Source organism: Mycolicibacterium chengduense (assembly GCF_033741155.1).
GTDB lineage: Bacteria > Actinomycetota > Actinomycetes > Mycobacteriales > Mycobacteriaceae > Mycobacterium.
In genome coordinates, this window is sequence record NZ_JAWQNH010000001.1 from 281,729 (window position 1) to 302,620 (window position 20,892).

Annotated in this window: 24 protein-coding genes; 8 read left to right on the forward strand and 16 right to left on the reverse strand. The window is 67.5% G+C overall.

Annotated features, from left to right (window positions below; all coding sequences use genetic code 11):
* Window positions 1–4 precede the first annotated feature (4 nt).
* A complete protein-coding gene (locus tag SBI67_RS01415; RefSeq protein ID WP_266048575.1) occupies window positions 5–301 on the forward strand; it encodes a chorismate mutase in 297 nt (98 codons plus the stop codon).
* 42 nt (window positions 302–343) lie between these two features.
* Here SBI67_RS01415 and modA read toward each other — a convergent pair whose 3' ends face one another.
* From modA to SBI67_RS01430, 3 genes are all read right to left on the reverse strand, one after another.
* Window positions 344–1,093, reverse strand: coding sequence for a molybdate ABC transporter substrate-binding protein (gene modA, locus SBI67_RS01420; protein WP_318978850.1), 750 nt, complete (start codon window positions 1,091–1,093; stop codon window positions 344–346).
* Window positions 1,090–1,497, reverse strand: a complete 408-nt coding sequence (locus SBI67_RS01425; RefSeq protein WP_318978851.1) for a TOBE domain-containing protein — start codon at window positions 1,495–1,497, stop codon at window positions 1,090–1,092. The genes modA and SBI67_RS01425 overlap by 4 nt, the downstream gene beginning before the upstream one ends.
* 138 nt (window positions 1,498–1,635) lie before the next feature.
* Entirely contained in the window at window positions 1,636–3,093 is a 1,458-nt protein-coding gene (locus SBI67_RS01430; protein ID WP_318978852.1) for an NAD-dependent succinate-semialdehyde dehydrogenase, read from the reverse strand.
* Between the two features lie 50 nt (window positions 3,094–3,143).
* Between SBI67_RS01430 and pgi the strand changes: the two genes are divergently transcribed.
* The gene (gene pgi / locus SBI67_RS01435; protein ID WP_318978853.1) at window positions 3,144–4,793 is read left to right on the forward strand and encodes a glucose-6-phosphate isomerase; all 1,650 of its coding nucleotides are present in this window, start codon (window positions 3,144–3,146) and stop codon (window positions 4,791–4,793) included.
* A gap of 58 nt (window positions 4,794–4,851) precedes the next feature.
* Here the strand turns inward: pgi and SBI67_RS01440 are convergent, their stop codons facing one another.
* The 5 genes from SBI67_RS01440 to cobF form a co-directional block, all read right to left on the reverse strand.
* A complete protein-coding gene (locus SBI67_RS01440) occupies window positions 4,852–5,169 on the reverse strand; it encodes a hypothetical protein (protein ID WP_318978854.1) in 318 nt (105 codons plus the stop codon).
* A gap of 68 nt (window positions 5,170–5,237) precedes the next feature.
* Complete coding sequence (locus SBI67_RS01445; RefSeq protein ID WP_318978855.1) at window positions 5,238–5,987, reverse strand: SDR family oxidoreductase; 750 nt, start codon at window positions 5,985–5,987, stop codon at window positions 5,238–5,240.
* A gap of 47 nt (window positions 5,988–6,034) precedes the next feature.
* Window positions 6,035–6,916 carry an Fpg/Nei family DNA glycosylase gene (locus tag SBI67_RS01450; protein WP_318978856.1) on the reverse strand — a complete coding sequence of 294 codons (882 nt, stop codon included), beginning with the start codon at window positions 6,914–6,916 and terminating at the stop codon, window positions 6,035–6,037.
* A gap of 100 nt (window positions 6,917–7,016) precedes the next feature.
* Window positions 7,017–7,397 (reverse strand): phage holin family protein, encoded by a 381-nt coding sequence (locus tag SBI67_RS01455; RefSeq protein ID WP_318978857.1) that lies wholly within the window; start codon window positions 7,395–7,397, stop codon window positions 7,017–7,019.
* Window positions 7,394–8,137 (reverse strand): precorrin-6A synthase (deacetylating), encoded by a 744-nt coding sequence (gene cobF / locus SBI67_RS01460; RefSeq protein WP_318978858.1) that lies wholly within the window; start codon window positions 8,135–8,137, stop codon window positions 7,394–7,396. The genes SBI67_RS01455 and cobF overlap by 4 nt, the downstream gene beginning before the upstream one ends.
* Window positions 8,138–8,305: 168 nt before the next feature.
* Between cobF and SBI67_RS01465 the strand changes: the two genes are divergently transcribed.
* Window positions 8,306–9,514 (forward strand): diiron oxygenase, encoded by a 1,209-nt coding sequence (locus SBI67_RS01465; RefSeq protein WP_318978859.1) that lies wholly within the window; start codon window positions 8,306–8,308, stop codon window positions 9,512–9,514.
* Here the strand turns inward: SBI67_RS01465 and SBI67_RS01470 are convergent.
* A complete protein-coding gene (locus SBI67_RS01470; protein ID WP_318978860.1) occupies window positions 9,472–10,671 on the reverse strand; it encodes an MFS transporter in 1,200 nt (399 codons plus the stop codon). The two genes, SBI67_RS01465 and SBI67_RS01470, sit on opposite strands and share 43 nt — an antisense overlap.
* A gap of 56 nt (window positions 10,672–10,727) precedes the next feature.
* Between SBI67_RS01470 and SBI67_RS01475 the strand changes: the two genes are divergently transcribed.
* Complete coding sequence (locus SBI67_RS01475) at window positions 10,728–11,609, forward strand: LLM class flavin-dependent oxidoreductase (RefSeq protein WP_318978861.1); 882 nt, start codon at window positions 10,728–10,730, stop codon at window positions 11,607–11,609.
* A 15-nt stretch (window positions 11,610–11,624) separates the two neighbouring features.
* On the opposite strand, the gene SBI67_RS01480 is transcribed toward SBI67_RS01475, so the two are convergent.
* Window positions 11,625–12,779, reverse strand: a complete 1,155-nt coding sequence (locus tag SBI67_RS01480; protein ID WP_318978862.1) for an ROK family transcriptional regulator — start codon at window positions 12,777–12,779, stop codon at window positions 11,625–11,627.
* A gap of 68 nt (window positions 12,780–12,847) precedes the next feature.
* Between SBI67_RS01480 and SBI67_RS01485 the strand changes: the two genes are divergently transcribed.
* Complete coding sequence (locus SBI67_RS01485; RefSeq protein ID WP_413232382.1) at window positions 12,848–14,113, forward strand: MFS transporter; 1,266 nt, start codon at window positions 12,848–12,850, stop codon at window positions 14,111–14,113.
* 39 nt (window positions 14,114–14,152) lie between these two features.
* On the opposite strand, the gene SBI67_RS01490 is transcribed toward SBI67_RS01485, so the two are convergent.
* Both SBI67_RS01490 and SBI67_RS01495 read right to left on the reverse strand, forming a co-directional pair.
* Window positions 14,153–14,554 (reverse strand): DUF5709 domain-containing protein, encoded by a 402-nt coding sequence (locus SBI67_RS01490; protein ID WP_318978864.1) that lies wholly within the window; start codon window positions 14,552–14,554, stop codon window positions 14,153–14,155.
* Window positions 14,555–14,635: 81 nt separating this feature from the next.
* Entirely contained in the window at window positions 14,636–15,115 is a 480-nt protein-coding gene (locus SBI67_RS01495) for a hypothetical protein (protein ID WP_318978865.1), read from the reverse strand.
* A gap of 100 nt (window positions 15,116–15,215) precedes the next feature.
* Between SBI67_RS01495 and SBI67_RS01500 the strand changes: the two genes are divergently transcribed.
* Window positions 15,216–15,914, forward strand: coding sequence for a VOC family protein (locus SBI67_RS01500; RefSeq protein WP_318978866.1), 699 nt, complete (start codon window positions 15,216–15,218; stop codon window positions 15,912–15,914).
* The gene (gene rnhA / locus SBI67_RS01505) at window positions 15,911–16,378 is read left to right on the forward strand and encodes a ribonuclease HI (RefSeq protein ID WP_318978867.1); all 468 of its coding nucleotides are present in this window, start codon (window positions 15,911–15,913) and stop codon (window positions 16,376–16,378) included. The genes SBI67_RS01500 and rnhA overlap by 4 nt, the downstream gene beginning before the upstream one ends.
* 48 nt (window positions 16,379–16,426) lie before the next feature.
* Here rnhA and SBI67_RS01510 read toward each other — a convergent pair whose 3' ends face one another.
* Both SBI67_RS01510 and SBI67_RS01515 read right to left on the reverse strand, forming a co-directional pair.
* The gene (locus SBI67_RS01510; protein ID WP_318978868.1) at window positions 16,427–17,392 is read right to left on the reverse strand and encodes a hypothetical protein; all 966 of its coding nucleotides are present in this window, start codon (window positions 17,390–17,392) and stop codon (window positions 16,427–16,429) included.
* A gap of 232 nt (window positions 17,393–17,624) precedes the next feature.
* Window positions 17,625–18,086 carry a hypothetical protein gene (locus tag SBI67_RS01515; RefSeq protein ID WP_318978869.1) on the reverse strand — a complete coding sequence of 154 codons (462 nt, stop codon included), beginning with the start codon at window positions 18,084–18,086 and terminating at the stop codon, window positions 17,625–17,627.
* Window positions 18,087–18,305: 219 nt separating this feature from the next.
* On the opposite strand from SBI67_RS01515, the gene SBI67_RS01520 reads away from it, so the two are divergent.
* Window positions 18,306–18,602, forward strand: coding sequence for a hypothetical protein (locus SBI67_RS01520; protein ID WP_318978870.1), 297 nt, complete (start codon window positions 18,306–18,308; stop codon window positions 18,600–18,602).
* 35 nt (window positions 18,603–18,637) lie between these two features.
* On the opposite strand, the gene SBI67_RS01525 is transcribed toward SBI67_RS01520, so the two are convergent.
* Window positions 18,638–20,482 (reverse strand): FAD-linked oxidase C-terminal domain-containing protein, encoded by a 1,845-nt coding sequence (locus tag SBI67_RS01525; RefSeq protein ID WP_318978871.1) that lies wholly within the window; start codon window positions 20,480–20,482, stop codon window positions 18,638–18,640.
* A gap of 1 nt (window position 20,483) precedes the next feature.
* Window positions 20,484–20,891 (reverse strand): tautomerase family protein, encoded by a 408-nt coding sequence (locus SBI67_RS01530; RefSeq protein ID WP_318978872.1) that lies wholly within the window; start codon window positions 20,889–20,891, stop codon window positions 20,484–20,486.
* Window position 20,892: the final 1 nt, after the last annotated feature.

The following is a 20,892-nucleotide window of genomic DNA, read 5'->3' on the forward strand; positions in this document are numbered from 1 at the left end:
CCGGATGAAACCAGAACCCACCAACAGTGAGGACTCATCCATGAGTATCGACACCGACGCCCCCAACATCGACGATCTGCGCCTGGAGATCGACCGGCTGGACGCCGAGATCCTGGCCGCCATCAAGCGGCGCAAGGAGGTGTCCCAGACCATCGGCAAGATCCGGATGGCCTCGGGTGGCACCCGCCTGGTGCACAGCCGGGAGATGAAGGTCATCGAGCGCTACAGCGAGCTCGGCCCGGAGGGCAAGGACCTGGCGATGCTGCTGCTCCAGATGGGCCGCGGCCGGCTCGGCCACTAAGGCCCGGCCGCCTCGGCCACTAGAACACTGCCGCCTCGGCCACTAAGGCTTCGCGAAGCCGGCCTGGCCCAACAGCTTCTGACCGCCCGCTCCGGTGACCAGCTCGACGAACCTCTGCGCCAGGTCCGGGTCCGAGGCAGCCTTCAGCGTCGCGATCGGGTAGGTGTTGACGGCGCGCGAGGCTTCCGGGAACGCGACCCCGTCGACCTTGCCGCCCGCCCCCGCGACGTCGGTGACGTACACCAGCCCGGCGTCGGCCTGCCCGGTTGACACCTTGCCCAGCACATCGGTCACCGACGATTCCTCGCTGACCGGCGCCAGCCTCACCTTGGTGGCGTCCTCGATCTTCGTGGTGGCCGCCCCGCACGGCACCTGCGGAGCGCACACCACCACGGCCAGGCCCGGCCGGGCCAGATCGCCGAAGCTGGTGATGCCCTTGGGGTTTCCTGGGGCAACCGCGATGGTCAGGGTGTTGGTGGCGAAATTCACCGGATTCCCGGCCAGCAGGCCTGCCTGCGCCGCCTTGTCCATGTTCTTGGTATCGGCCGAGGCGAACACGTCGGCCTTGGCGCCCTGGGTCAGCTGGGTCACCAGATCCGACGAGCCGGCGAAGGAGAACTCCACCGTCGCGCCGGGATTGTCGGTCTTGAACTGCTCGCCGATCTGGGTGAAGGACTGTTTGAGCGACGCCGCCGCGAACACCACCAGGTGCCGGCCGGGCGCCGGCTTGTCGGTGCTGCATCCGGCGGCCAGCAGGGCGGCGGCGAGCATCAGCGCGGCGACGCGTTTCATGTGCTGCCTCCCGGGGTTTCGACGATGACGGTGGTGGCCTTGACGACGGCCACGGCGACGCTGCCCGGCTCGAGCCGGAGTTCGCGCACGGCGTCGGCGCTCATCAGCGAGACGACGGTGAACGGCCCGCATTGCATCTCGACCTGAGCCATCACCGTATCGGCGACAACCTTGGTGACCAGGCCGGCGAACCGGTTGCGTGCCGAACTGCCGATGCCGACCGGGTCCTGTGGCACCCGGCCGGCGTTACCGCGCACGAAGGCCGCCAGCTCGGCGCCGTCGAGCACCTTGCGGCCGGACACGTCGGCGCTCGCGGTGAGGCTGCCGTCGTCGACCCAGCGCCGCACGGTGTCATCACTGACGCCGAGCAGCTCGGCCGCCTCGCGGATCCGGATCGTCGGCACCGCGGCATCGTATCCGCATTGGCGGCGGAATGAGACGCGTGGACCCGCTTATGCGGAAGACCCCGCCCGCCGAGTTCGACGTTCTGGCGAGGTCCTCTCGCACTTTCGCGCCCGTTTGATCAATTGGGCGGGAAGGAGTCAGGGGGTGAAGGCGATGTACTTGGTCTCCAGGTACTCCTCGATCCCCTCGGTGCCGCCCTCGCGGCCGAAACCGGACTGCTTCACCCCGCCGAACGGCGCTGCCGGGTCGGAGATCACCCCGCGGTTCACACCCACCATGCCGGCGTCCACGGCCTCGGCCACCCGCAGGGCCCGGTCCAGCGACTGCGTGTAGATGTAGGACGCCAACCCGTACTCGGTGTTGTTCGCCGCGGCGATGCCCTCTTCCTCGGTGTCGAACCCGATGATCGGCGCGACCGGACCGAACACCTCCTCCTTGAGGATCCGCGCGTCGGCGGGCACGCCGTCGAGCACCGTGGCGGGGAAGAAATTGCCCGGCCCGGCGGGCGCCTCACCACCGACGGCGACCTCCGCTCCGCGCTGCACCGCATCCGACACCAGGTCGTTGACGATGCCCAGCTGCTTGGGCGAGATCAGCGGGCCCAGCGTCGAGGCATCGTCGAGGCCGTTGCCCAGCTGGTACTCCCTCATTCGCTTGACCAGCTTCTCGGTGAATTCCGCGCGCACCGCGTTGGCGACGTGGAACCGGTTGGCCGCCGTGCAGGCCTCGCCGCCGTTGCGCATCTTGGCCAGCAGGGCGCCCTCGACGGCGGCGTCGACGTCGGCGTCGTCGAACACCACGAAGGGCGCGTTTCCGCCGAGCTCCATCGACGTCCGCAGCAGCTTGTCCGACGACTGCTTCACCAGTGCCTTGCCGACGCCGGTGGAGCCGGTGAACGTCAGCTTGCGCAGCCGGCCGTCGTCGATGAGCGCGGTGGTCAGGGCACCGGGATCGGAGGTGGGCAGCACCGACAGCACGCCCTTCGGCAGCCCGGCCTCGTCGATCAGCTTGGCCAGCAGCAGCATGGTCAGCGGGGTTTCCTGCGCGGGCTTGACGATCATGGTGCAGCCGGCGGCCAGCGCCGGGCCGATCTTGCGGGTGCCCATCGCCAGCGGGAAGTTCCACGGCGTGATCGCGTAACACGGCCCGACGGGCATCTTGGTCACCAGGATGCGGCCGGTGCCTGCCGGGCTGTGGGTGTAGCGGCCGTCGATGCGCACCGCTTCCTCGGAGAACCAGCGGAAGAACTCGGCGCCGTATTTGACCTCGCCGCGGCTCTCGGCGATGACCTTGCCCATCTCCAGGGTCATCAGCGTGGCGACGTCCTCGGCCCGCGCGGTGATGGTCTCGAACACCGCGCGCAGGATCTCGCCGCGTTCGCGCGGCGGGGTGGCGGCCCAGTCGGCCTGCACGGCCGCCGCGGCGTCGAGTGCGTCGATACCGTCTTGCGGCGTCGCGTCGGCCACCGAGGTGATCACCTCGTCGGTCGCCGGATTGTGCACCTCGAACGTCGACGAGCCGGCGCGCTCCTCACCGCCGATCCACAGTCCGGTGGGCACGGATGCGATGAGCTCTGCCAAGTGTTCGGTGTGCATACATCCATCATGTACACCCTCGACACGCACGCCGCACTAAGGTCTGAAGAATGAGTGCTGACATCACCGCAACGGCCGCATGGCATTCGCTCGCACGTCACCACGACGAGCTCGCGTCGAAGAATCTTCGGGAGATCTTTGCCGAGGATCCGGCCCGCGGCACCGAACTGACGCTGACCGTCGGCGACCTCTACATCGACTACAGCAAGCACCGCGTCACCCGCGAAACCCTGGATTTGCTGGTCGATCTGGCCAAAGCCGCCGACCTGGAGGGCCGCCGCGACGCGATGTTCTCCGGCGTACACATCAACACCTCCGAGGACCGGGCCGTGCTGCACACGGCGCTGCGACTGCCGCCAGGGGCGCAGCTGACCGTCGACGGGCAGGACGTCGTCGCCGATGTGCACGAGGTGCTCGACGCGATGGGCGCGTTCACCGATCGGCTGCGCTCCGGTGAGTGGACCGGCGCCACCGGAGAGCGCATCACCACGGTGGTGAACATCGGTATCGGTGGCTCGGACCTGGGCCCGGTGATGGTGTACGACGCGCTGCGCCACTACGCCGACGCCGGCATCTCGGCGCGCTTCGTGTCCAACGTCGACCCTGCCGACTTGGTGGCCAAGTTGGACGGACTCGACCCTGCCGCAACGCTTTTCATCGTCGCGTCGAAGACCTTCTCCACCCTGGAGACGCTGACCAATGCCACTGCGGCGCGACGCTGGCTGACCGATGCCCTCGGCGACGCCGCGGTATCCAAGCATTTCGTGGCGGTGTCCACCAACAAACGCCTGGTCGACGAGTTCGGCATCGACACCGCCAACATGTTCGGTTTCTGGGACTGGGTCGGCGGCCGGTATTCGGTGGATTCGGCGATCGGGCTGAGTGTGATGGCCGTCATCGGCAAGGAGCGCTTCGCGGAGTTCCTCGCGGGTTTCCACCTGATCGACGAACATTTCCGCACCACGCCGCTGACCGAGAACGCCCCGGTCCTGCTCGGCCTGATCGGGCTCTGGTACAACAACTTCTTCGGCGCCCAGTCGCGGGCGGTGCTGCCGTATTCCAACGACCTGTCGCGGTTCGCCGCCTATTTACAGCAACTCACCATGGAGTCCAACGGCAAATCGGTGCGGGCCGACGGCTCACCGGTGACCACCAGCACCGGTGAAATCTATTGGGGGGAACCGGGAACCAACGGTCAGCACGCCTTCTACCAGTTGCTGCACCAGGGCACCCGGCTGATTCCGGCGGACTTCATCGGCTTCAGTCAGCCCACCGACGATCTGCCCACCGCCGACGGCACCGGCAGCATGCACGACCTGTTGATGAGCAATTTCTTCGCCCAGACCCAGGTGTTGGCGTTCGGGAAGACAGCCGAGGAGATTGCGGCCGAAGGCACGGCCGCCGCCGTGGTACCGCACAAGGTGATGCCGGGCAACCGGCCCACCACCTCGATCCTGGCAACCAAGCTGACCCCGTCGGTGGTCGGACAGCTGATCGCGCTCTACGAGCACCAGGTTTTCACCGAGGGGGTCATCTGGGGTATCGACTCGTTCGACCAGTGGGGCGTGGAACTGGGCAAGACACAAGCCAAGGCCCTGCTGCCGGTGCTCACCAGCGACGGGTCACCGGCGCCACAGACCGACACCTCCACCGATGCCTTGGTGCGCCGCTACCGCGTCGAAAGAGGGCGCATCGCCTGATGATTCGGCGCGCCTACCCGCGGTGAGCGCGGGTAAGCGCGCCGACATCACACATCGGTCAGCCGGGCAGGTCGATGGTCCGGCACGGACCACCGGGCACACACGCGACACCTCCGCCGGGGCCGGCCTCGGCCCACGGGCCACCGGGCACACCCGCGGAGACATGACCGTCGGCGCCGGCCTGCGCGCCCGGGCCACCCGGGATCTCGGCGCCCGCGCCCTGCGGGCCCGCCGACGGCGTACACGGGGTGCCGTCAGGGTTGTAGCAGCCGGGGGCCGGCGGTGCCGGCGGCATCGGTTCGGCGGATGCCGCCGGGGCAAGCGCGATGGCTCCGGCAGCGGCCGCACCTGTGAACAAAAGGGGCGTCATCTTCATCAGTTTCACCATCATGTGGTGTCGACTACCCGGTGGTCACGACCGCCTAAACGTGACTTTTGGGAAAATCAGGCGAATCGCTTGGTGTACTTCGGCGGCAGCAACCGCATGATCTGCGTCAGCGGCGCCCACGGCCAACGCGGGACCACCGCGCGGCCCTTCTCCTTCTCGATGGCGTCGACCATGGCGCGCACGCCGGTCTCGTTGTCGACCATGAGCAGGGTGCTCCCGGCTTTGGCCGTCATCTCCGACTCGATATAGCCGGGCTCGACGACGGTGACCCGGATGGGGCCTTTGTCGTACTCGGCGCGCAGCGACTCACCCAGTGACGTCATCCCGGCCTTGCTGGCGCAGTAGGCGGCCTTACCGCCGGGCACGCCGGTGTTCCCGAGCACCGACGAGATGAGCACCAGGTGCCCGCCACCGGACTTCTTGAACATCTCCAGCGCCGTCTCGATCTGCGCCATGCCGGCGATCAGGTTGGTCTCGATGGTGGCCTTGTTGGCCCACGGCTTGCCCTCGCCCAGCGGCCAGCCCTTGCCGATGCCGGCGTTGACGATGACGCGGTCGATACCGCCCAGCTCGTCGGACAGCGCGCCGAACACCCGCGGAATGGCCTCGTGGTCGTTGACGTCGAGGGCGGCGATCGCCACCTTGACGTAGGGGTGCTTGTCGGCGATCTCGGCCTTGAGTTCGTCGAGGCGGTCGGTGCGGCGGGCACACAGGGCCAGGTCCCGGCCCTTGGCAGCGAAGGCGCGCGCCATACCGGCGCCTAGCCCGGAACTGGCACCGGTGATGAGGATCTTCTGGCGGGTCATCGCAGCAGAATAACCCAGTTAGATAACTCGCCCGCGGCCCGCTCGCGCTACTTCAGCAGCCGGGACATCCGGCGGTCGGCCAGCTTCTTGCCGCCGGTCTGGCAGGTCGGGCAGTACTGGAACGACTTGTCGGCGAAGGACACCTCGGCCACGGTGTCCCCGCACACCGGGCACGGCAGCCCGGTGCGGGCGTGCACCCGCAACCCGGACCGCTTCTCACCTTTCAGCGTGGCCGCACCCTGGCCCACGGACCGGGTGACGGCATCGGTCAGCACCGTCACCATCGCGTCGTGCAGCGCACCGAGTTGGTCGGCCGTCAGCTTGCCCGCGGTGGCGAACGGGGAAAGCTTTGCCACATGCAGGATTTCGTCGCTGTAGGCGTTACCGATGCCGGCGATCACCTTCTGGTCGGTGATGACGGTCTTGATGCGACCACTCTGCCCGGCCAGCACCTCGGCGAGTTCGGCCGGTCCGAGCGACAGCGCGTCGGGTCCGAGCGCGGCGATCTGCGGGACGGCCATCGGGTCGGTGACCACCCAGACCGCGAGACGTTTCTGGGTGCCGGCCTCGGTGAGGTCGAAGCCCGTGCCGACCCCCTGCGATGTCGCCGCCGGGGCGGCTCCCAAATGTACGCGCAGGGCGATCGGCCCCTTGCCCGGCTTCAACGGTGCCGAGGCCAGTTTGTCGGACCAGCGCAGCCAGCCGGCCCGGGACAGATGGGTGATCAGGTACAGCTCGCCGGCCTGCAGGCCGAGATATTTGCCCCAGCGCGCCGCACCGGTGACGGTCTGGCCGTGCAACGCGGTGACGGGCGGGTCGAAGGTCTTGAGCACCGACAGGGCCGCCACGTCCACGCGGGTGATGGTTCGTCCGGTGGCGTGCCGGCGCAGGTGATCGGCAAGCGCCTCGACCTCGGGCAGTTCGGGCATGGGTCCAGTGTGGCATTCCCAGGGCGGACCTGGCGATGATCGACGCCGGTCAGGCCACGGACCGGTCGAACATGGCTGCGGCGCAACAAGTATCAGCCGGTCAGGTGCGAATGAGCAGCGACAGCAGCCAGCTGACGATGGACAGCACGATGGCCGCCCAGATCGCAGTCCACCAGAAATCGTCGATGAACAGGCCCCAGTGCGTGGTGTGCTCGGTGATCCACGACGTGATCCACAGCATCAACGCGTTGACCACGACGTGGAACAGGCCGAGCGTCACGATGTAGAGCGGGATGGAGATGATCTGCACGATCGGCTTGATGACCGCGTTGACGAGACCGAAGATGACGGCGACCACGAAGACGATGCCGACCCGCTGCAGCGTCGTATCGCCGCCGACGAAGCGCATGCCCGACACGAACAGGGTCACCACCCACAGGGCCAGCCCGGTCAGTCCGGCGCGCAGCAGGAAAGAGGTCATCGACGGGCTCCTCGCAGTAGGTAGATGTCCATGATCCAGCCGTGCCGCGCCCGGGCCTCCGCGCGCCGTGCCGCGATCCGCTCCCCTACCTCGCCCACGGTGCCGGCCTCCAGCAACTCGTCCGGGGTGCCCAGGTAAGCCCCCCACCAGATTCGGGTGTCCGGCGGGCAGGTCAAGAACGAGCAGTCGCCGTCGAGCATGACCACGGCGTCCTCGCTCAGCCCGTGGTCGCGCAGTCGGCGCCCCGTGGTGATCAGCACCGGTGCGCCGATTCCGTTGAGCGCGATGCGATGTCGCGCGGTGAGTGCCTGGATGGCGGTGATGCCCGGGATGACGTCGAAGTCGAACGCGACGTGTTCGGCCACCCGCTCCAGGATGCGCAGTGTGCTGTCGTACAGCGAGGGATCGCCCCAGGCCAGAAAGGCTCCGACACCGTCGGGGCCGAGTTCGGTTTCGATGGCACTCGCCCACAGGCGGGCCCGGGCGGCATGCCACTGCTCGACGTTGTCGCGGTATTCACCCTCGGTGCCCCGTGTGGGATCGGGCAGTTCGACGAACCGGTAGTTGGGTTCGGTGATGAACCGCTCGCAGATCAACCGGCGCAACGCGACCAGATCGTCCTTGGTCTCGCCCTTGTCCATCGCGAAGAAGACGTCGGTGTCGTTGAGCGCCGAGATCGCCTGTGTTGTCACGTAGTCGGGGTCACCCGCGCCGATACCGATGACATGGATGGTGCGCACCCACGAAGGCTAGCCGACCGCCCATTTGCGCACACGGGCGGGAAAGTGCGAGCAGATTGCGCCATTTCGTCGATGTCGGTGGACCTCAGGTATCCGATACCCGGGGTATTGACTACCCGCCCGGGGCGGACGTAGCGTCCATACACGGGATTCGAAAGGACGTCACCGATGACGGCTTCGTTGAAGACGCAGACCACGCGCGCGGAATTCGCCGAACGGCTGCTCAAGGGATCGGTGCGCAAGTCGTACGCCCCGATCGTCGACATCGACTGGGACGCCCCGCTGGAACCCGACAAGTTCTTCCTGCCGCCCAAGGTGGTGTCCCTGTACGGCACCCCGTTGTGGGAGGCGATGACCCGGGCCGAACGGATCGAGTTGTCCCGCCAGGAGCTGGTGAACACCCTGTCGGCCGGCATCTGGTTCGAGAACATCCTGAACCAGGCGCTGCTGCGCAAGATGATGCATCAGGATCCGACGGCCAGTACCACCCATTACGAGCTGACCGAACTCGGTGACGAGACCCGGCACATGGTGATGTTCGGCAAGGCGATCGCCAAGGTCGGCGCGGAGCCGGTGCGGCCCAGGCTGTATCAGCGCATCATCATCAACGGCCTGCCGTTCATCTTCCGCGGCTCGGTGCTGTGGGTCGCCGCACTGATCGGCGAGGAGATCTTCGACTCGCTGCAGCGGCAGATGATGGACGACCCCGAACTGCAGCCGATGGTGCAGCGGCTCATGCGCATTCACGTCACCGAGGAGGCGCGCCACATCCAGTTCGCCCGCGACGGGCTGCGCAAACGCACGCCGACGATGTCCCGGTGGAAGCGGTTCTGGATCGGCAACCTCAACGGGGCAGGCGGGCTGTTCTTCCGCTTCCTGTTCACCAACAAGGTGCAGTACGCCCGGGTCGGTCTGGACGCCCGCGCGGCCCGCCGGATGGCGCGTGCCTCGACCCACCGGAAGCAGACCCAGATCTCCGGTTTCGCCCCGCTGGCGGCGTTCCTCGACGAGGTCGGCTTGCTGGGCCCGATCGCGCGGCGGGTGTGGCGACGTTCCGGTTTCCTGCCCGCGACGGGGGGCTGCGCGGCGCCGCCCGCCAACGACGACGACGACGGAGAGTTCGTCGAGGACATCTACGACGGCCCCGCCACCGTGAACGGCCGGGCGGTACGGGTCCGGCTGACCGGGCACCTGGACCCGATCGACGGGAAGTACCACTGGCAGGGCACGGTGTTCGACGAGCTTACCGAGACCCCGCGCGGCGCCGTCACCGTCACCGTCGACGGAAACACGGTGCAGGGCAAGTACACCGAGCGCTCCCAGCAGGGCGGCTATCAGATCGCCGGCGCGGGCTCGCCGCCCTTCCGCTTGGCATAGCCGAACACCAGCACGGCGACCGCGAACACGGCGCCGACACCGCCGGAGATCAGCAGCGGCACGGCGCCCCGGCCGTCACCGGCACCCCAGGCCAGCCCCGCCCACACCCCGGCGAACAAGATGGCGAATCCGCTCGCGCCCTGGAAGACGCCCTGCGCGCTGGCCTGCGTTTCCGGGCCGACCAGCGACGAGATCCACGCCTTGCCCACCCCGTCGGTGCACCCGGTGAACAGTCCGTACACGCCGATCAGCAGCCAGGCCGCCACCGGATCGTCGGTCAGGCCCAACCCCGCGTAACCGATTGCGAAGAACACCAGGCCGATGCCGAACACCTGGATCCGGCCGATCCGGTCGGCCAGCACCCCGGCCGGATAGCTGCTCAGCGCGTAGACGGCGTTGTACCCGACGTAGGCCAGGATCACCTCGACGACCGAGAAGCCGATCTCGTTGAGCCGCAGCAACAACAGCGCGTCGGGGAAGTTGATGATTCCGAATGCAACGAGTACGCCGGCGGTGCGCCAGTACCGGCCCGGCAGGTCTTTCACGTGCGCGAAGATCGGCGGCCGGGTCGCGTGCGCCGGGCGCCGGCGCTCGCGGGACAGGAACACCAGCGCCACGCTGAGGATGGCCGGCACCGCGGCCACCCACAGCAGCGGCGCGATCTGATGATTCAGCAGCTCGTAGCCGGCCAGCCCGATGAGCGGTCCGATGACCGCACCGAACGTGTCCATCGCGCGGTGGAAGCCGAACACCCGGCCGCGATGCGCGTCGTCGACGTCGACCACCAACAGCGCGTCACGCGGGGCGCCGCGCAGCCCCTTGCCCAGCCGGTCGACGACTCGACCTGCGAGGACACCCTGCCACGACGCGAACGCCGCCACCATGATCTTGCCGAGGGCGGCCATGCCGTAGCCGGTGGCGATGAGCGGGCGCCGGGCTAAGCGGTCGCCCAGCGGGCCGGAGGCCAGCTTGGTCAGCGACGCCGCACCCTCGGCCGCGCCCTCGATGGCGCCGACGACCGCGGGCGGCGCGCCCAGCACCGTGGTCAGGTAGATCGGCAGCAGCGGGTAGAGCAGCTCGCTGGCGGTGTCCTGCAGAAACGACACCGCCGAGAGCACACGGACGTTGCGAGTGAGCCAGGCGGCAGGCACCCGCACATCATGCCCCGCCCCAATCCGGCACACAGAACTAGAACACGTTCTAGTATCACCTCATGCGGTTCACTTATGCGGAAGCCATGACCGACCCGAGCTACTACATCCCGCTCGCCAAAGCGGCCGATGCGGCCGGCTACCACGCCATGACCATTCCGGACAGCATCGCCTACCCCGAGGTGTCGGACTCCAAATACCTGTACACCGCGGACGGCAACCGCGAATTCCTGGACGGCAAAGCCTTCATCGAGTCGTTTGCGCTCATCGGCGCACTATCGGCCGTCACCACCAATCTGCACTTCAACATCTTCGTGCTGAAGCTGCCGATCCGGCCGCCGGCGCTGGTCGCCAAGCAGGCCGGATCCCTGGCCGCGCTGTTCGGCAACCGGCTGGGGCTGGGCGTCGGGACCAGCCCGTGGCCCGAGGACTACGAGATCATGGGCGTGCCGTTCGCCAAGCGCGGTAAGCGGATGGACGAGTGCATCGATGTCATCCGGGGTCTCACCTCCGGCGAGTACTTCGAATATCACGGCGAGTTCTATGACATCCCCAGCATCAAGATGACGCCCGCACCCAGCCAACCGGTACCCATCCTGGTCGGCGGGCACGCCGACGCCGCCCTCAAGCGCGCTGCCCGCAACGACGGCTGGATGCACGGTGGCGGCGATCCCGAGGAACTCGACCCGCTGCTCAAAAAGCTGCAGCAGTACCGCGAGACCGAGGAGCGCATCGGTCAGGCGGGCGAGTTCCAGATCCACGTCATCTCGATCGACGGGTTCACCCTCGACGGCGTCAAACGCCTCGAGGACAAAGGCGTGACCGACGTGATCGTCGGCTTCCGGGTGCCCTACATCATGGGTGCGGACACCGAGCCGCTGGACGACAAGATCCGCAACCTGGAGTGGTTCGCCGAGAACGTCATCGCGAAGGCCAACGGCTGACTCGAACGGGCGCCGTCACGTCCGGGCGACGAGTGCGTCGACGGCGCGGGCGCTGAGCACCCCGTCCAGCGCCATGGCGGCACCGCCCACGGGTGCCGCCGCACCGCCGTACGCCGACGCCACCACGTCGAGTTCCCGGGTGGCCATCGCGGTTGCGTTGCCGTACAACGCTTCTCGTAATCCCGCGACGAAGATGTCGTAGGCGCCGGCCATATCCCCGGTGATGACGAGCACCTTGGGATTGAGCAGGTTCACCGCCGGGGCGATGCCCTCGCCCACGTACCGCCCGCTGTCGCGGATCATCCGGCGGGCTTCGGGGTCACCGCCGTTGGCCAGCTCGACCACGTCGCGCAGGTGTCGGACGGTGTAGCCGCGCTGCTGCAACTCGTGCACGATGGCCCAGCCGCCGGCGACGGTCTCCAGACATCCGGTGTCGCCGCACCGGCACGGGCGCCCCTTGGCGGCGGCGATCTTGTTATGGCCGAATTCGCCTGCGGCGCCGGACACCCCGCGCTGCAGCGCGCCGCCGGCGATGATGCCGGCACCCAGCCCACTCGAGGCCTTCAGCACCAGCAGGTCGCTGTGGCCTTCGAGGTCACCGCCGCGTTCGGCGAGTGCGATCGCGTTGGCGTCGTTGTCCAGGATCACCGGGATCGCGGGAAACCGATCCGCGAAGTACGGCCGCAAGGCCGCACCGTCCCAGCCCGGCAAGATCGGCGAATCACGGCTGCAACCACGCTCGCGGTCCACCGGTCCGGGCAGGCTCAACCCGATGCCGTACACCGTCGCGGTGGGGTGGTCCTCCAGCAGGACGTCCAGACCCTTGACCACGTCGGGCATCAGATCGTCGGGCCCCAGGGCCACCTCCTGATCGATATCCGAGAGCCGCAGGATCACCCCGGCCAGATCACACACCGCCAGCCGGGTGCGGCTGATGCCGACTGCCACCGACAGCACCACGCCGGCGCGGGTGTTGACGCTGAGGGTGGTGGCGGGACGACCACCGGTCGACGGGGCCTGTTCACCCTCGAGCACCAGCCCGACCTCGATGAGGGCCGCGAGACGCGCGGCCACCGCGGTTCGGGACAGTCCCGTGACGGCGGTGATATCGGCGCGCGTCGTCTCACCCCGATCCCTGATCAAGGTGAAGATGTCGCCGACGGTGGCCATGACCCGATTGAACACCGAAAACGTAAGTTGTGCCACTTTCGCCCGATGGAGACAAAAGTCGGTTGTCCATGCGACCTAAGTGGTCCTACGCTGAACACGTGTCCCGCACCATTGCCCGGTCGCACCGGCCCCCCTCTGTCGTCGCGCCCGATCCGACGGTGCGCTGGCTGGCCGTCTTGGCGCTGGCGCTGGGCGGCTTCGGCATCGGCACCACCGAGTTCGTGGCGATGGGCCTGCTCCCCGATATCGCGGCGAGCCTGCACGTCTCCGAGCCGGCGGCCGGCCACGTCATCTCCGCCTATGCCCTCGGCGTGGTGATCGGCGCCCCACTCATCGCGGCGCTGACGGCCCGGGTGAACCGCAAGACGCTGGTACTGGCCTTGATGACGCTGTTCACGTTGGGCAACCTGGCCAGCGTGTTCGCCCCGACCTACGGCACCCTGGTGGCCGCCCGATTCGTCGCGGGCATCCCGCACGGCGCCTTCTTCGGCATCGCCGCGCTGGTGGCCGCACACCTGATGGGGCCACAGAACCGGGCGAAGGCCGTCGCCCACGTGCTGACCGGCCTGACCGTGGCGACCGTCGTGGGAGTGCCCGCCGCATCGGCACTCGGCCAGCACTTCGGCTGGCGCAGCGCCTTCGGCCTGGTGGTGGCCATCGGGTTGGTGACCCTGACCGCCATCTGGTTCTGGGTGCCCAACCTGCGCTCCATGCACGTCACCAGCCCGCTCACCGAATTGGGGGCACTGCGCCGGGTGCAGGTGTGGCTGGCTCTGCTGGTCGGGATGGTGGGCTTCGGCGGGATGTTCGCCGTGTACACCTACGTGGCCACCACCATGACCGATGTCGCGGGCCTGCCGCGCGCGCTGGTCCCGCTGGCCCTGATGGCGTTCGGGGTGGGCATGGTGATCGGCAACCTGGCCGGCGGCCGGCTGGCCGATATCTCGGTGGTCCGCGCGCTGTACCTGGCCATCACCGCACTCGGCGTGGTGCTGGCCCTGTTCGTGCTGGCCGCGCACAACCCGTGGACCGCGCTGTTCGGGCTGTTCCTCATCGGCGCCGCCGGATCGGCGATCGGCCCGGCTCTGCAGACCCGGCTGATGGACGTCGCGCACGACGCCCAGACCTTGGCCGCCGCGCTCAACCACTCGTCGCTGAACATCGCCAACGCCACCGGCGCCTGGATCGGCGGTGTGGTGATCGCCGCGGGTTACGGCTACACCGCGCCGGCCGCGGCCGGCGCCCTGCTGACGCTGGCTGGCCTGGCGGTGCTCACCCTCTCCGTCTTCCTGCAGCGCACCACTCGTCGCCGAGCGGCCGTGTCTGCACAGTGACACGCCGCGATCCCCGGCATTTCCGGGACGCTCGCGCCGTCAGTCGTCGATGACGTGCACCGCGGCCTCCTCCGCGGAGGCCGCCCCACCGTCGATCCCGACGTCGGTGCCGACGAGATCTGCTTCGCTGTCGACACCGAAACCCTGGTCGGGGGCCACCAGCCGGCCGGAGCGCACGTCGCCGACCTCGTCGTCGCCGGCCTGCTCGTCGGGGACGAAGTTGTCGTCCAGCGCCATGGCCGGGTCGGGCACCTCGGCGGCCAGGAACTCGTCGAGCGTGTCGTGATCGCGGGGCTCCTGCCACTTCTCCGGCGGCGAGTAGCCCTCGTCGAGTAGATCGTCGACGCCGCGGTCGAGCAGGGTGTCCTCTTGGGGCAGCTGGTCGTCGTCGTCCACGCTGTACAGGCCTGCGGTCTCTTCGGGTGAATCTGGACTACTCATGAGAACCACGATGACACCGACGGCGCCGGGCTGCCACTCTCTGGTCTAGGCACACTCTGTTGTCTAAGAGCACAACCTTGTTTACGAGCACATCGGCCCCAGCCCGGAGAAGTGCACGGCCGGCGCGCCGTCGACGGTCACGAAATCGGTACCGGGTGACCACTGCGTGCCCGGTGCGATCCACGGCGGCGCCCCCTGCGGATAGGCGATGGTGAGGTCGGCGAAGTACCGGACATCGGCCGGGCAGGCCGCATCCGTGGCCGGCTGGGGATTCCAGGCATGCACCACAACCGGATTCACCAATCGCGTGCCCTGCGCGCAGTTGGGCTGGCATTGCACCGAACTGTCGGTACCGGTACCGCGGGCACCGTCGGCACCCCAGGTGCTCCACACCATGTCCTGCAACACTCCGGTGCTGTCGCAGTTGTAGTCGAAGGTGGCCGGCCGCTGCACGACGGACCCGCCCGGGTCGTAGCACTTGCCGAGGGCAACGACCGGATCGCCCGGGTCAGCAGTGCCGACAGCGGTGGCACCGAACCAGGCGAGGACCGCAAGAGGCACTGCGTACAGGCGATTCACACGCGGAGACTAACAACGGGCACGTGTCCGCGCAGACCCGATGAGCTAGCCGGGGCCGGGTGCCGACCCGCAGAATCAAGACATGACCGTCGACGAGATCGAGGTGGCCGATCCTCCGCAGGCCTGGACCGGCGCCGGGTTCAGTGTCGGTCCCGGCGACATCAGCAACATCGGCGGCGTGCGTATCCGACTCACCGGGCGCGCCAACGGCACCGGCATCCGCGGATGGTCACTAAGCGGTGTCGCCGTCGGTGCCGACGTCGACGGGTCTCTCGACGGCATCCCCACCAGACGTTCGGACGCCGCGCCCGCGGATCCGGCCACACACGCCAACGGCACCATCGCGATCGACCACATCGTGGTGGCCTCCCCCGATCTGCGGCGGACCGTCGCGGCGTTGGCGTCGATCGGGATGCAGCCGCGCCGCGAACGCGACGCGCAGCTCGGCGGCCGGCCGATCCGGCAGATCTTCTTCCGCTTCGGACCGGTGATCGTCGAGGTGGTCGGAACGCCGGGGGTGGCCAGTGCCGGGCCGTCATCGCTGTGGGGCATCACCTACACCGTCGCCGATATCGACGCGACGGCAGCGTTCTTCGGTGACCGCGCCACCCCGGTCAAGGACGCGGTGCAGCCGGGACGCCGGATCACCACCCTCGATCACCGCGCGCTCGGAATGTCGGTTCGGACGGCGATGATCTCCGAACACATTCCCCGGTCGCTTCGCTCTCCCCCGCAAGCGGGTGGTACCCCCAGCCCGCCGCCACTTAAGCTCGACGGGTGACCGACCCCGTGATCATCCACACCGACGGCGGGTGCCGGCCCAATCCGGGCCCCGGCGGCTGGGGCGCGGTGCTGCGACACCGTGCGCATGTCCGCGAGATGTCCGGCGGCGACGCCGGCCAAACCAGCAACAACCGGATGGAACTGACCGCGCCGATCATGGCGCTGGAGGCGTTGACCCGCCCGGTGCTGGTGCACCTCTATACCGACAGCACCTACGTGCGCAACGGAATCACCAAGTGGGTACTGGGCTGGGAGCGCAACGGCTGGCTGACCGCCGCCAAGGAGCCGGTGAAGAACGTCGATCTGTGGCAGCGACTGCAAGCGGCGTGCGCCCGGCACGACGTCGAATGGTTCTGGGTGAAAGGTCATTCGGGGGTCGGCGACAACGAGTTGGCCGACGCGTTGGCCACCAGGGGCATGCAGGAAGCCATCGAGGCCGGCCGCGCGACGCTCACCGGCTGACGGAGAGGACTCGGGCAGCGCCAACGGCTGCCCGAGCCCGGTATCCGACTACTTCGAAGAACCCTCTGAGCCGGCATCTTTCGACCCGGCGTCGGCCTTGGACGGCGACGATGGGCTTACGGAACCCGCGGCAGTACCGGTGGTCGTGGCGGTCTTCTTGGGAGCCGGCAGTTTGAAGGTCGGCAGCTTGAGTGTCGGCAGCTTGAGTGTCGGCAGCTTGAACGTGGGCCGCTTCCAGGTGGGCTTCTTGACGACGGGGGTGTCTGCCACGGCGGGCTCGGCTTTCTCGGTGTCGCCCGTTGCCTTCTCGGTATCTGCTGTCTGCGCTGTCGATTGCTCCGGCGCCGCGGCGGTCGGCGTTGTGGCGATGTGTTTGGGTGCGACCTTCGCCGGCACGCTTGCCGACGCGGTGGACAGCGTCACCGTCGTGCCGGGCTCCGCGATTGCCGGTGAAGCGACATCGTTGATCGCGGTCTTGGCCGTGACGGCCGGCTGGGTGAACAACGCCTTCTCGGCGGCGACGAAACCGTCGACGGCGGCCTTCACCGCATCGACGAAGAAGTTCAGGGCCTGAGCCGGAGTGAATTTGCCGTAGACGTACGTGCCGTCCAGACCACTGGCCAGTGCGATCTGTGCGCCGGTGGCGATCGGGAACACGAGCGAATGCATCAGGACGACGGGTTGCTGCGCCAGCCGCTTATCCACGTTGAGGTTGGTGAGCACCTGGGTGGTGCCCTTCACGACGTTGTCGACGGCCAAGGTCACGACGAACAACGGGATGGTGATGGCGGTCCCGGCCAGCCCCGCCGGCATCGCGTAATACGGTGCGAAGAAGTTCGATGCGGCCAGTTCCACCGGCACCGACTTCACTTCGCGCACCACCGTGGGTGCGATGTGTTCGGCGGCCTGTAGCGCAGGCGGCGCCGCGACGGCGCCCGCCGCCGCAATCGCCACGGCGCCGGTCAACGCCACCATCGGTGTCATCCGGTCACGAACATTGCTCAGAGCGTCCACCGCTCCCCCTTCGGTTGGATCGATTCAATGAGGGCAGCAAAGTAGTGTTTGCTGCATGAGCAGCATATCCAGGGCTCAGCAAATTTTCGTTGAAATCGTGGGCAGCGATTGATGCTGTTTGCGAAGGTATTTGACCGATCAACAAGATCGTCTCGCCGTGTCGCTAACCGATGAGCGACACGGCAGAGATTCGCCGCCTGCTTTCGTGCAGGTGATTGCGGTGGGCGGTCTCCTAGCCGCCGGTGCAATCGAGGCTGACGTCGATGGTCTTGTTGACGACGATGGTGGTGTGGTGTTTGTCGCCATGAGAGCCGGGCCCGCCCGGCGACGTGCCCCCATAGTTCGTCGACGTGACGGTCATCGGGTTGTGCACTTCGATCACCTTGCAATCGGGCAGCGACCCGTCTCCGGCCCGGTCGACGGTCACGGAATATCCGGAGGCCTGCAGATCCGCGATCGTGGACACTGCGTGGGTATCGGGAAGCCAGTGGATCTTGCCTTGGTCGTCGGCCATACATCGAAGTGCCGCCCCGTCGGGTCCCGTTGCGGCGTCGCCAATTTGAGCGGACGCGCAATCGCCTCCCACTGCCGGCGTATCCGCTCCGGCCGGTGCTGGCTGGGTGAGCAGTGCAAGTGCGGCGACCGATCCCGCCGCGGTCAGCACCGACAATGTCATCATGTTGTGAACCTTCATGGTGCCGCTCCTCCGGATCGTCGGCGCGCTCATGCGTCGCCTGTCGATCACCGTAGAAATGGCCAGGGACCCCGGGAAGAGTCATAGGGCCACCAGGACACGGGCCGTCAGTCCTTGCTCGGCGCGGCCCGCCGGGGACCTTGGTCCCTAGTCATCGATGCGGGTCGGTTCGAAACTGAAGTGGCCGTCGTAATGCCGGCGGCAGAGGAGGAGTCAGTGATGAACCGCGAAGTCAGCAAGTTCTTGTCGGGATCGTTCGCCGCGTTGGCCTACGCGCACGCCGCGTACGCCGTGGCAACCCGGCGCGGCATCATCAGCGAGCCGGTCTTTTTGGGCAGGCGCTGGGGTGTCGGCTATATGTGGACCGAGGCCGCGGTCTATTCCGCCGTCAGTGTGGCACTCGGCTACCACGGGTGGTCGGCCCCATCGCCCCCGAAACAGGTCGCGCCGGCACCTAACGCTGTGGACGAGGCTGGCTCACCTCCCACGAAGGATGTTCAGCCGCAGGGTGTTTGAACCTGCCCTGCCCGCTGCCGCGAACCGTCAGACAGTCAGACCTTGACGCTGACCTTGAAGATCAACGATCGGAACGCACCGAATGCGCCACGCGCACCGATGTAGAGCCGCTTGGTGTCGTACCCGGCGACATCCTTCATGGTTTCGGCGCCGAAGCGGGCAGGGCGGCACCCGTCGATCACGGTGACGTCGGCGCCGAGCAGCGCATGTCTGACGCGGTCGCGCTCGGCGCCGGTGGCGGTGGCCACAAGTTCGCCGATAGTGCGTTTTGTGCTTGACGTCGGAATCGCGACACAGGTGACACCGTGCTCGTCGAGGTAGTGCTGCACCGCTTCGATCGTGGCGTCCGCACCGACGACCAGACTGAGATTGCCGAGGTTGACCACGATGTCCACCATCCCGCCAGTGGTGAACGGGGCACCCGGATCGGGGGGTAACCCACCGCTCAGGGCCGCACGGACCGCAGCACCGAAGGCACCGACGTCGGGCTCCTCGACACTGCGGTCCGGCAGCATCACCCCGGGATTGAGCAGTCCGGCGGGATCGAACGCCGTCTTGACCGCCCGTTGCGCGGCGATCTCCACGTCGGTGAAGCGCTTGGTCATGAACTGAACCTTCTCGGTTCCGACACCATGCTCACCGGTGATGGTCCCACCCAATTGCAATGCAGCTTCGATGATCTCGTTGTTGGCTGCCTCCAGGGCGGACGCAGCCAGCGGGTTGTCCTTGTCATAGAACGTCGTGGGGTGGAGGTCACCGTCACCGGCGTGCCCGCACACCGCGATGAACAACAACCCGTCGCGGTGGCGTGCCGCAGTGGTTTGGATGACTTCCTGCATCTCCGGGATTCGGTCACGCGGCACCGTGACATCGCCGATGAAAAAGCCCTTGCCGCTCTGCACCACCGAGTTGGGGGCGTTGAGCCGGCCGTACCACAGCGCGTCGCGGTCCGACTCACTCTCCGCGACCCGCACCTCGGTCGCCCGTTCGCGCAACACCCGTTCCACGACCGCTTGCTCGCGCGCCACCTCCGCTGCGGTCCCGTCGACATCGATAAGCACAATGGAATCCGCATCCAGTGGATAGCCGGTTTCATAGAACTGTTGCAGCCCAGCGATTCCCGATCTGTCCAACCATTCCACCGCGGCGGGCACCACACCGGTGGCGATGATCGCCGCGATGGTGTCGGCGGCTTCCCGGGCGCTGGCGAACGCACCCATCAGACTGTGGGTCACCTCGGCGACCGGCCGCAGCGCGACGGTGGCTTCGGTGACGATCCCAAGAGTTCCTTCCGAGCCGACGAGGACTCCGAGCAGATCAGGACCATCGTCGTCGGCGCGGTAGGTCGCTGTCGAACCGTCCGACAGCACGATGTCGACGCTCAGGATGTGGTTGTAGGTGACCCCATACTTCAACGCGTGCGGTCCACCGGCGTTCTCGATGATGTTGCCGCCCACGGTGGCCAGGTGCGCCGATACCGGATCGGGCGAGAAGCACAATCCGTATGGAGCCAGCACCGCTTGCAAATCCGAATTGATCACACCCGGTTCGACACGAGCGCAGCGCTTCTCGACATCCACGTGCAGAATCTGATCGAGACCGGACAAGTCGAGCAATACCCGACCCGTTGCCGGCATCATGCCACCCGAGCAGTTCGACGCTCCTCCGCGCGGCACGATCGCGACCCGGTGTTGGGCGGCCAACCGCATGATCGGCGCGATGGCGTACCGACCGTGCGGACGCAACAGCAAATCCGCCACTCCCCCGACACCCCAGAAGTCGCGGCCGCGTTCGGCAAGGAGGCTCGGATCGACAGTCACCTCACCGTGCGCGGCGGCGGCCGCTGCGAACCGTTCGATCTGCAAAGGGGTACTCGGCATGTCAATCGCTATCCTTCTGCGCGCGCAGCCAGGCTTCCTCTTCACCGGGCGCGGGTAGCACCCGGCCACCTTCGATGGCCAGATGGGCCGAGCTGTTCTGGATGACCACCAGGACCCTCTCCGCCGGAACACCGGTCACCCGTGTTGCCGCAGCCGCGATTTCCGCTACCAACTGGCTACTCTGGGCTTCCGGGTGGCCGGTGCGGACCCACCCGTTGATCAACAACGGGTGGGCCGCGCGCCCACCGGTATAGACCTGGTCGGGGGCGAGCTCATGGAAGACGACGTTGACGTACGTGCCCGGGACGTGGTTGATCATCGAATGGATGCGCGTGAACTCCGCCGCGAGGTCGGCCTTGGTATCCGCACTCAACATCGATTGCACCGTCGTGCACGTGTAGACCGGCATA

Bases quoted from the DNA above. Each gene is read 5' to 3' on its own strand.
- SBI67_RS01415 (WP_266048575.1), top strand. From the start codon at position 5: ATGAAACCAGAACCCACCAACAGTGAGGACTCATCCATGAGTATCGAC.
- modA (WP_318978850.1), bottom strand. From the start codon at position 1,093: ATGAAACGCGTCGCCGCGCTGATGCTCGCCGCCGCCCTGCTGGCCGCC.
- SBI67_RS01430 (WP_318978852.1), bottom strand. From the start codon at position 3,093: ATGCACACCGAACACTTGGCAGAGCTCATCGCATCCGTGCCCACCGGA.
- pgi (WP_318978853.1), top strand. From the start codon at position 3,144: ATGAGTGCTGACATCACCGCAACGGCCGCATGGCATTCGCTCGCACGT.
- SBI67_RS01440 (WP_318978854.1), bottom strand. From the start codon at position 5,169: ATGAAGATGACGCCCCTTTTGTTCACAGGTGCGGCCGCTGCCGGAGCC.
- SBI67_RS01445 (WP_318978855.1), bottom strand. From the start codon at position 5,987: ATGACCCGCCAGAAGATCCTCATCACCGGTGCCAGTTCCGGGCTAGGC.
- SBI67_RS01450 (WP_318978856.1), bottom strand. From the start codon at position 6,916: ATGCCCGAACTGCCCGAGGTCGAGGCGCTTGCCGATCACCTGCGCCGG.
- SBI67_RS01455 (WP_318978857.1), bottom strand. From the start codon at position 7,397: ATGACCTCTTTCCTGCTGCGCGCCGGACTGACCGGGCTGGCCCTGTGG.
- SBI67_RS01465 (WP_318978859.1), top strand. From the start codon at position 8,306: ATGACGGCTTCGTTGAAGACGCAGACCACGCGCGCGGAATTCGCCGAA.
- SBI67_RS01475 (WP_318978861.1), top strand. From the start codon at position 10,728: ATGCGGTTCACTTATGCGGAAGCCATGACCGACCCGAGCTACTACATC.
- SBI67_RS01480 (WP_318978862.1), bottom strand. From the start codon at position 12,779: ATGGCCACCGTCGGCGACATCTTCACCTTGATCAGGGATCGGGGTGAG.
- SBI67_RS01485 (WP_413232382.1), top strand. From the start codon at position 12,848: ATGCGACCTAAGTGGTCCTACGCTGAACACGTGTCCCGCACCATTGCC.
- SBI67_RS01490 (WP_318978864.1), bottom strand. From the start codon at position 14,554: ATGAGTAGTCCAGATTCACCCGAAGAGACCGCAGGCCTGTACAGCGTG.
- SBI67_RS01500 (WP_318978866.1), top strand. From the start codon at position 15,216: ATGACCGTCGACGAGATCGAGGTGGCCGATCCTCCGCAGGCCTGGACC.
- SBI67_RS01515 (WP_318978869.1), bottom strand. From the start codon at position 18,086: ATGAAGGTTCACAACATGATGACATTGTCGGTGCTGACCGCGGCGGGA.
- SBI67_RS01520 (WP_318978870.1), top strand. From the start codon at position 18,306: ATGAACCGCGAAGTCAGCAAGTTCTTGTCGGGATCGTTCGCCGCGTTG.
- SBI67_RS01525 (WP_318978871.1), bottom strand. From the start codon at position 20,482: ATGCCGAGTACCCCTTTGCAGATCGAACGGTTCGCAGCGGCCGCCGCC.
- SBI67_RS01530 (WP_318978872.1), bottom strand. From the start codon at position 20,891: ATGCCGGTCTACACGTGCACGACGGTGCAATCGATGTTGAGTGCGGAT.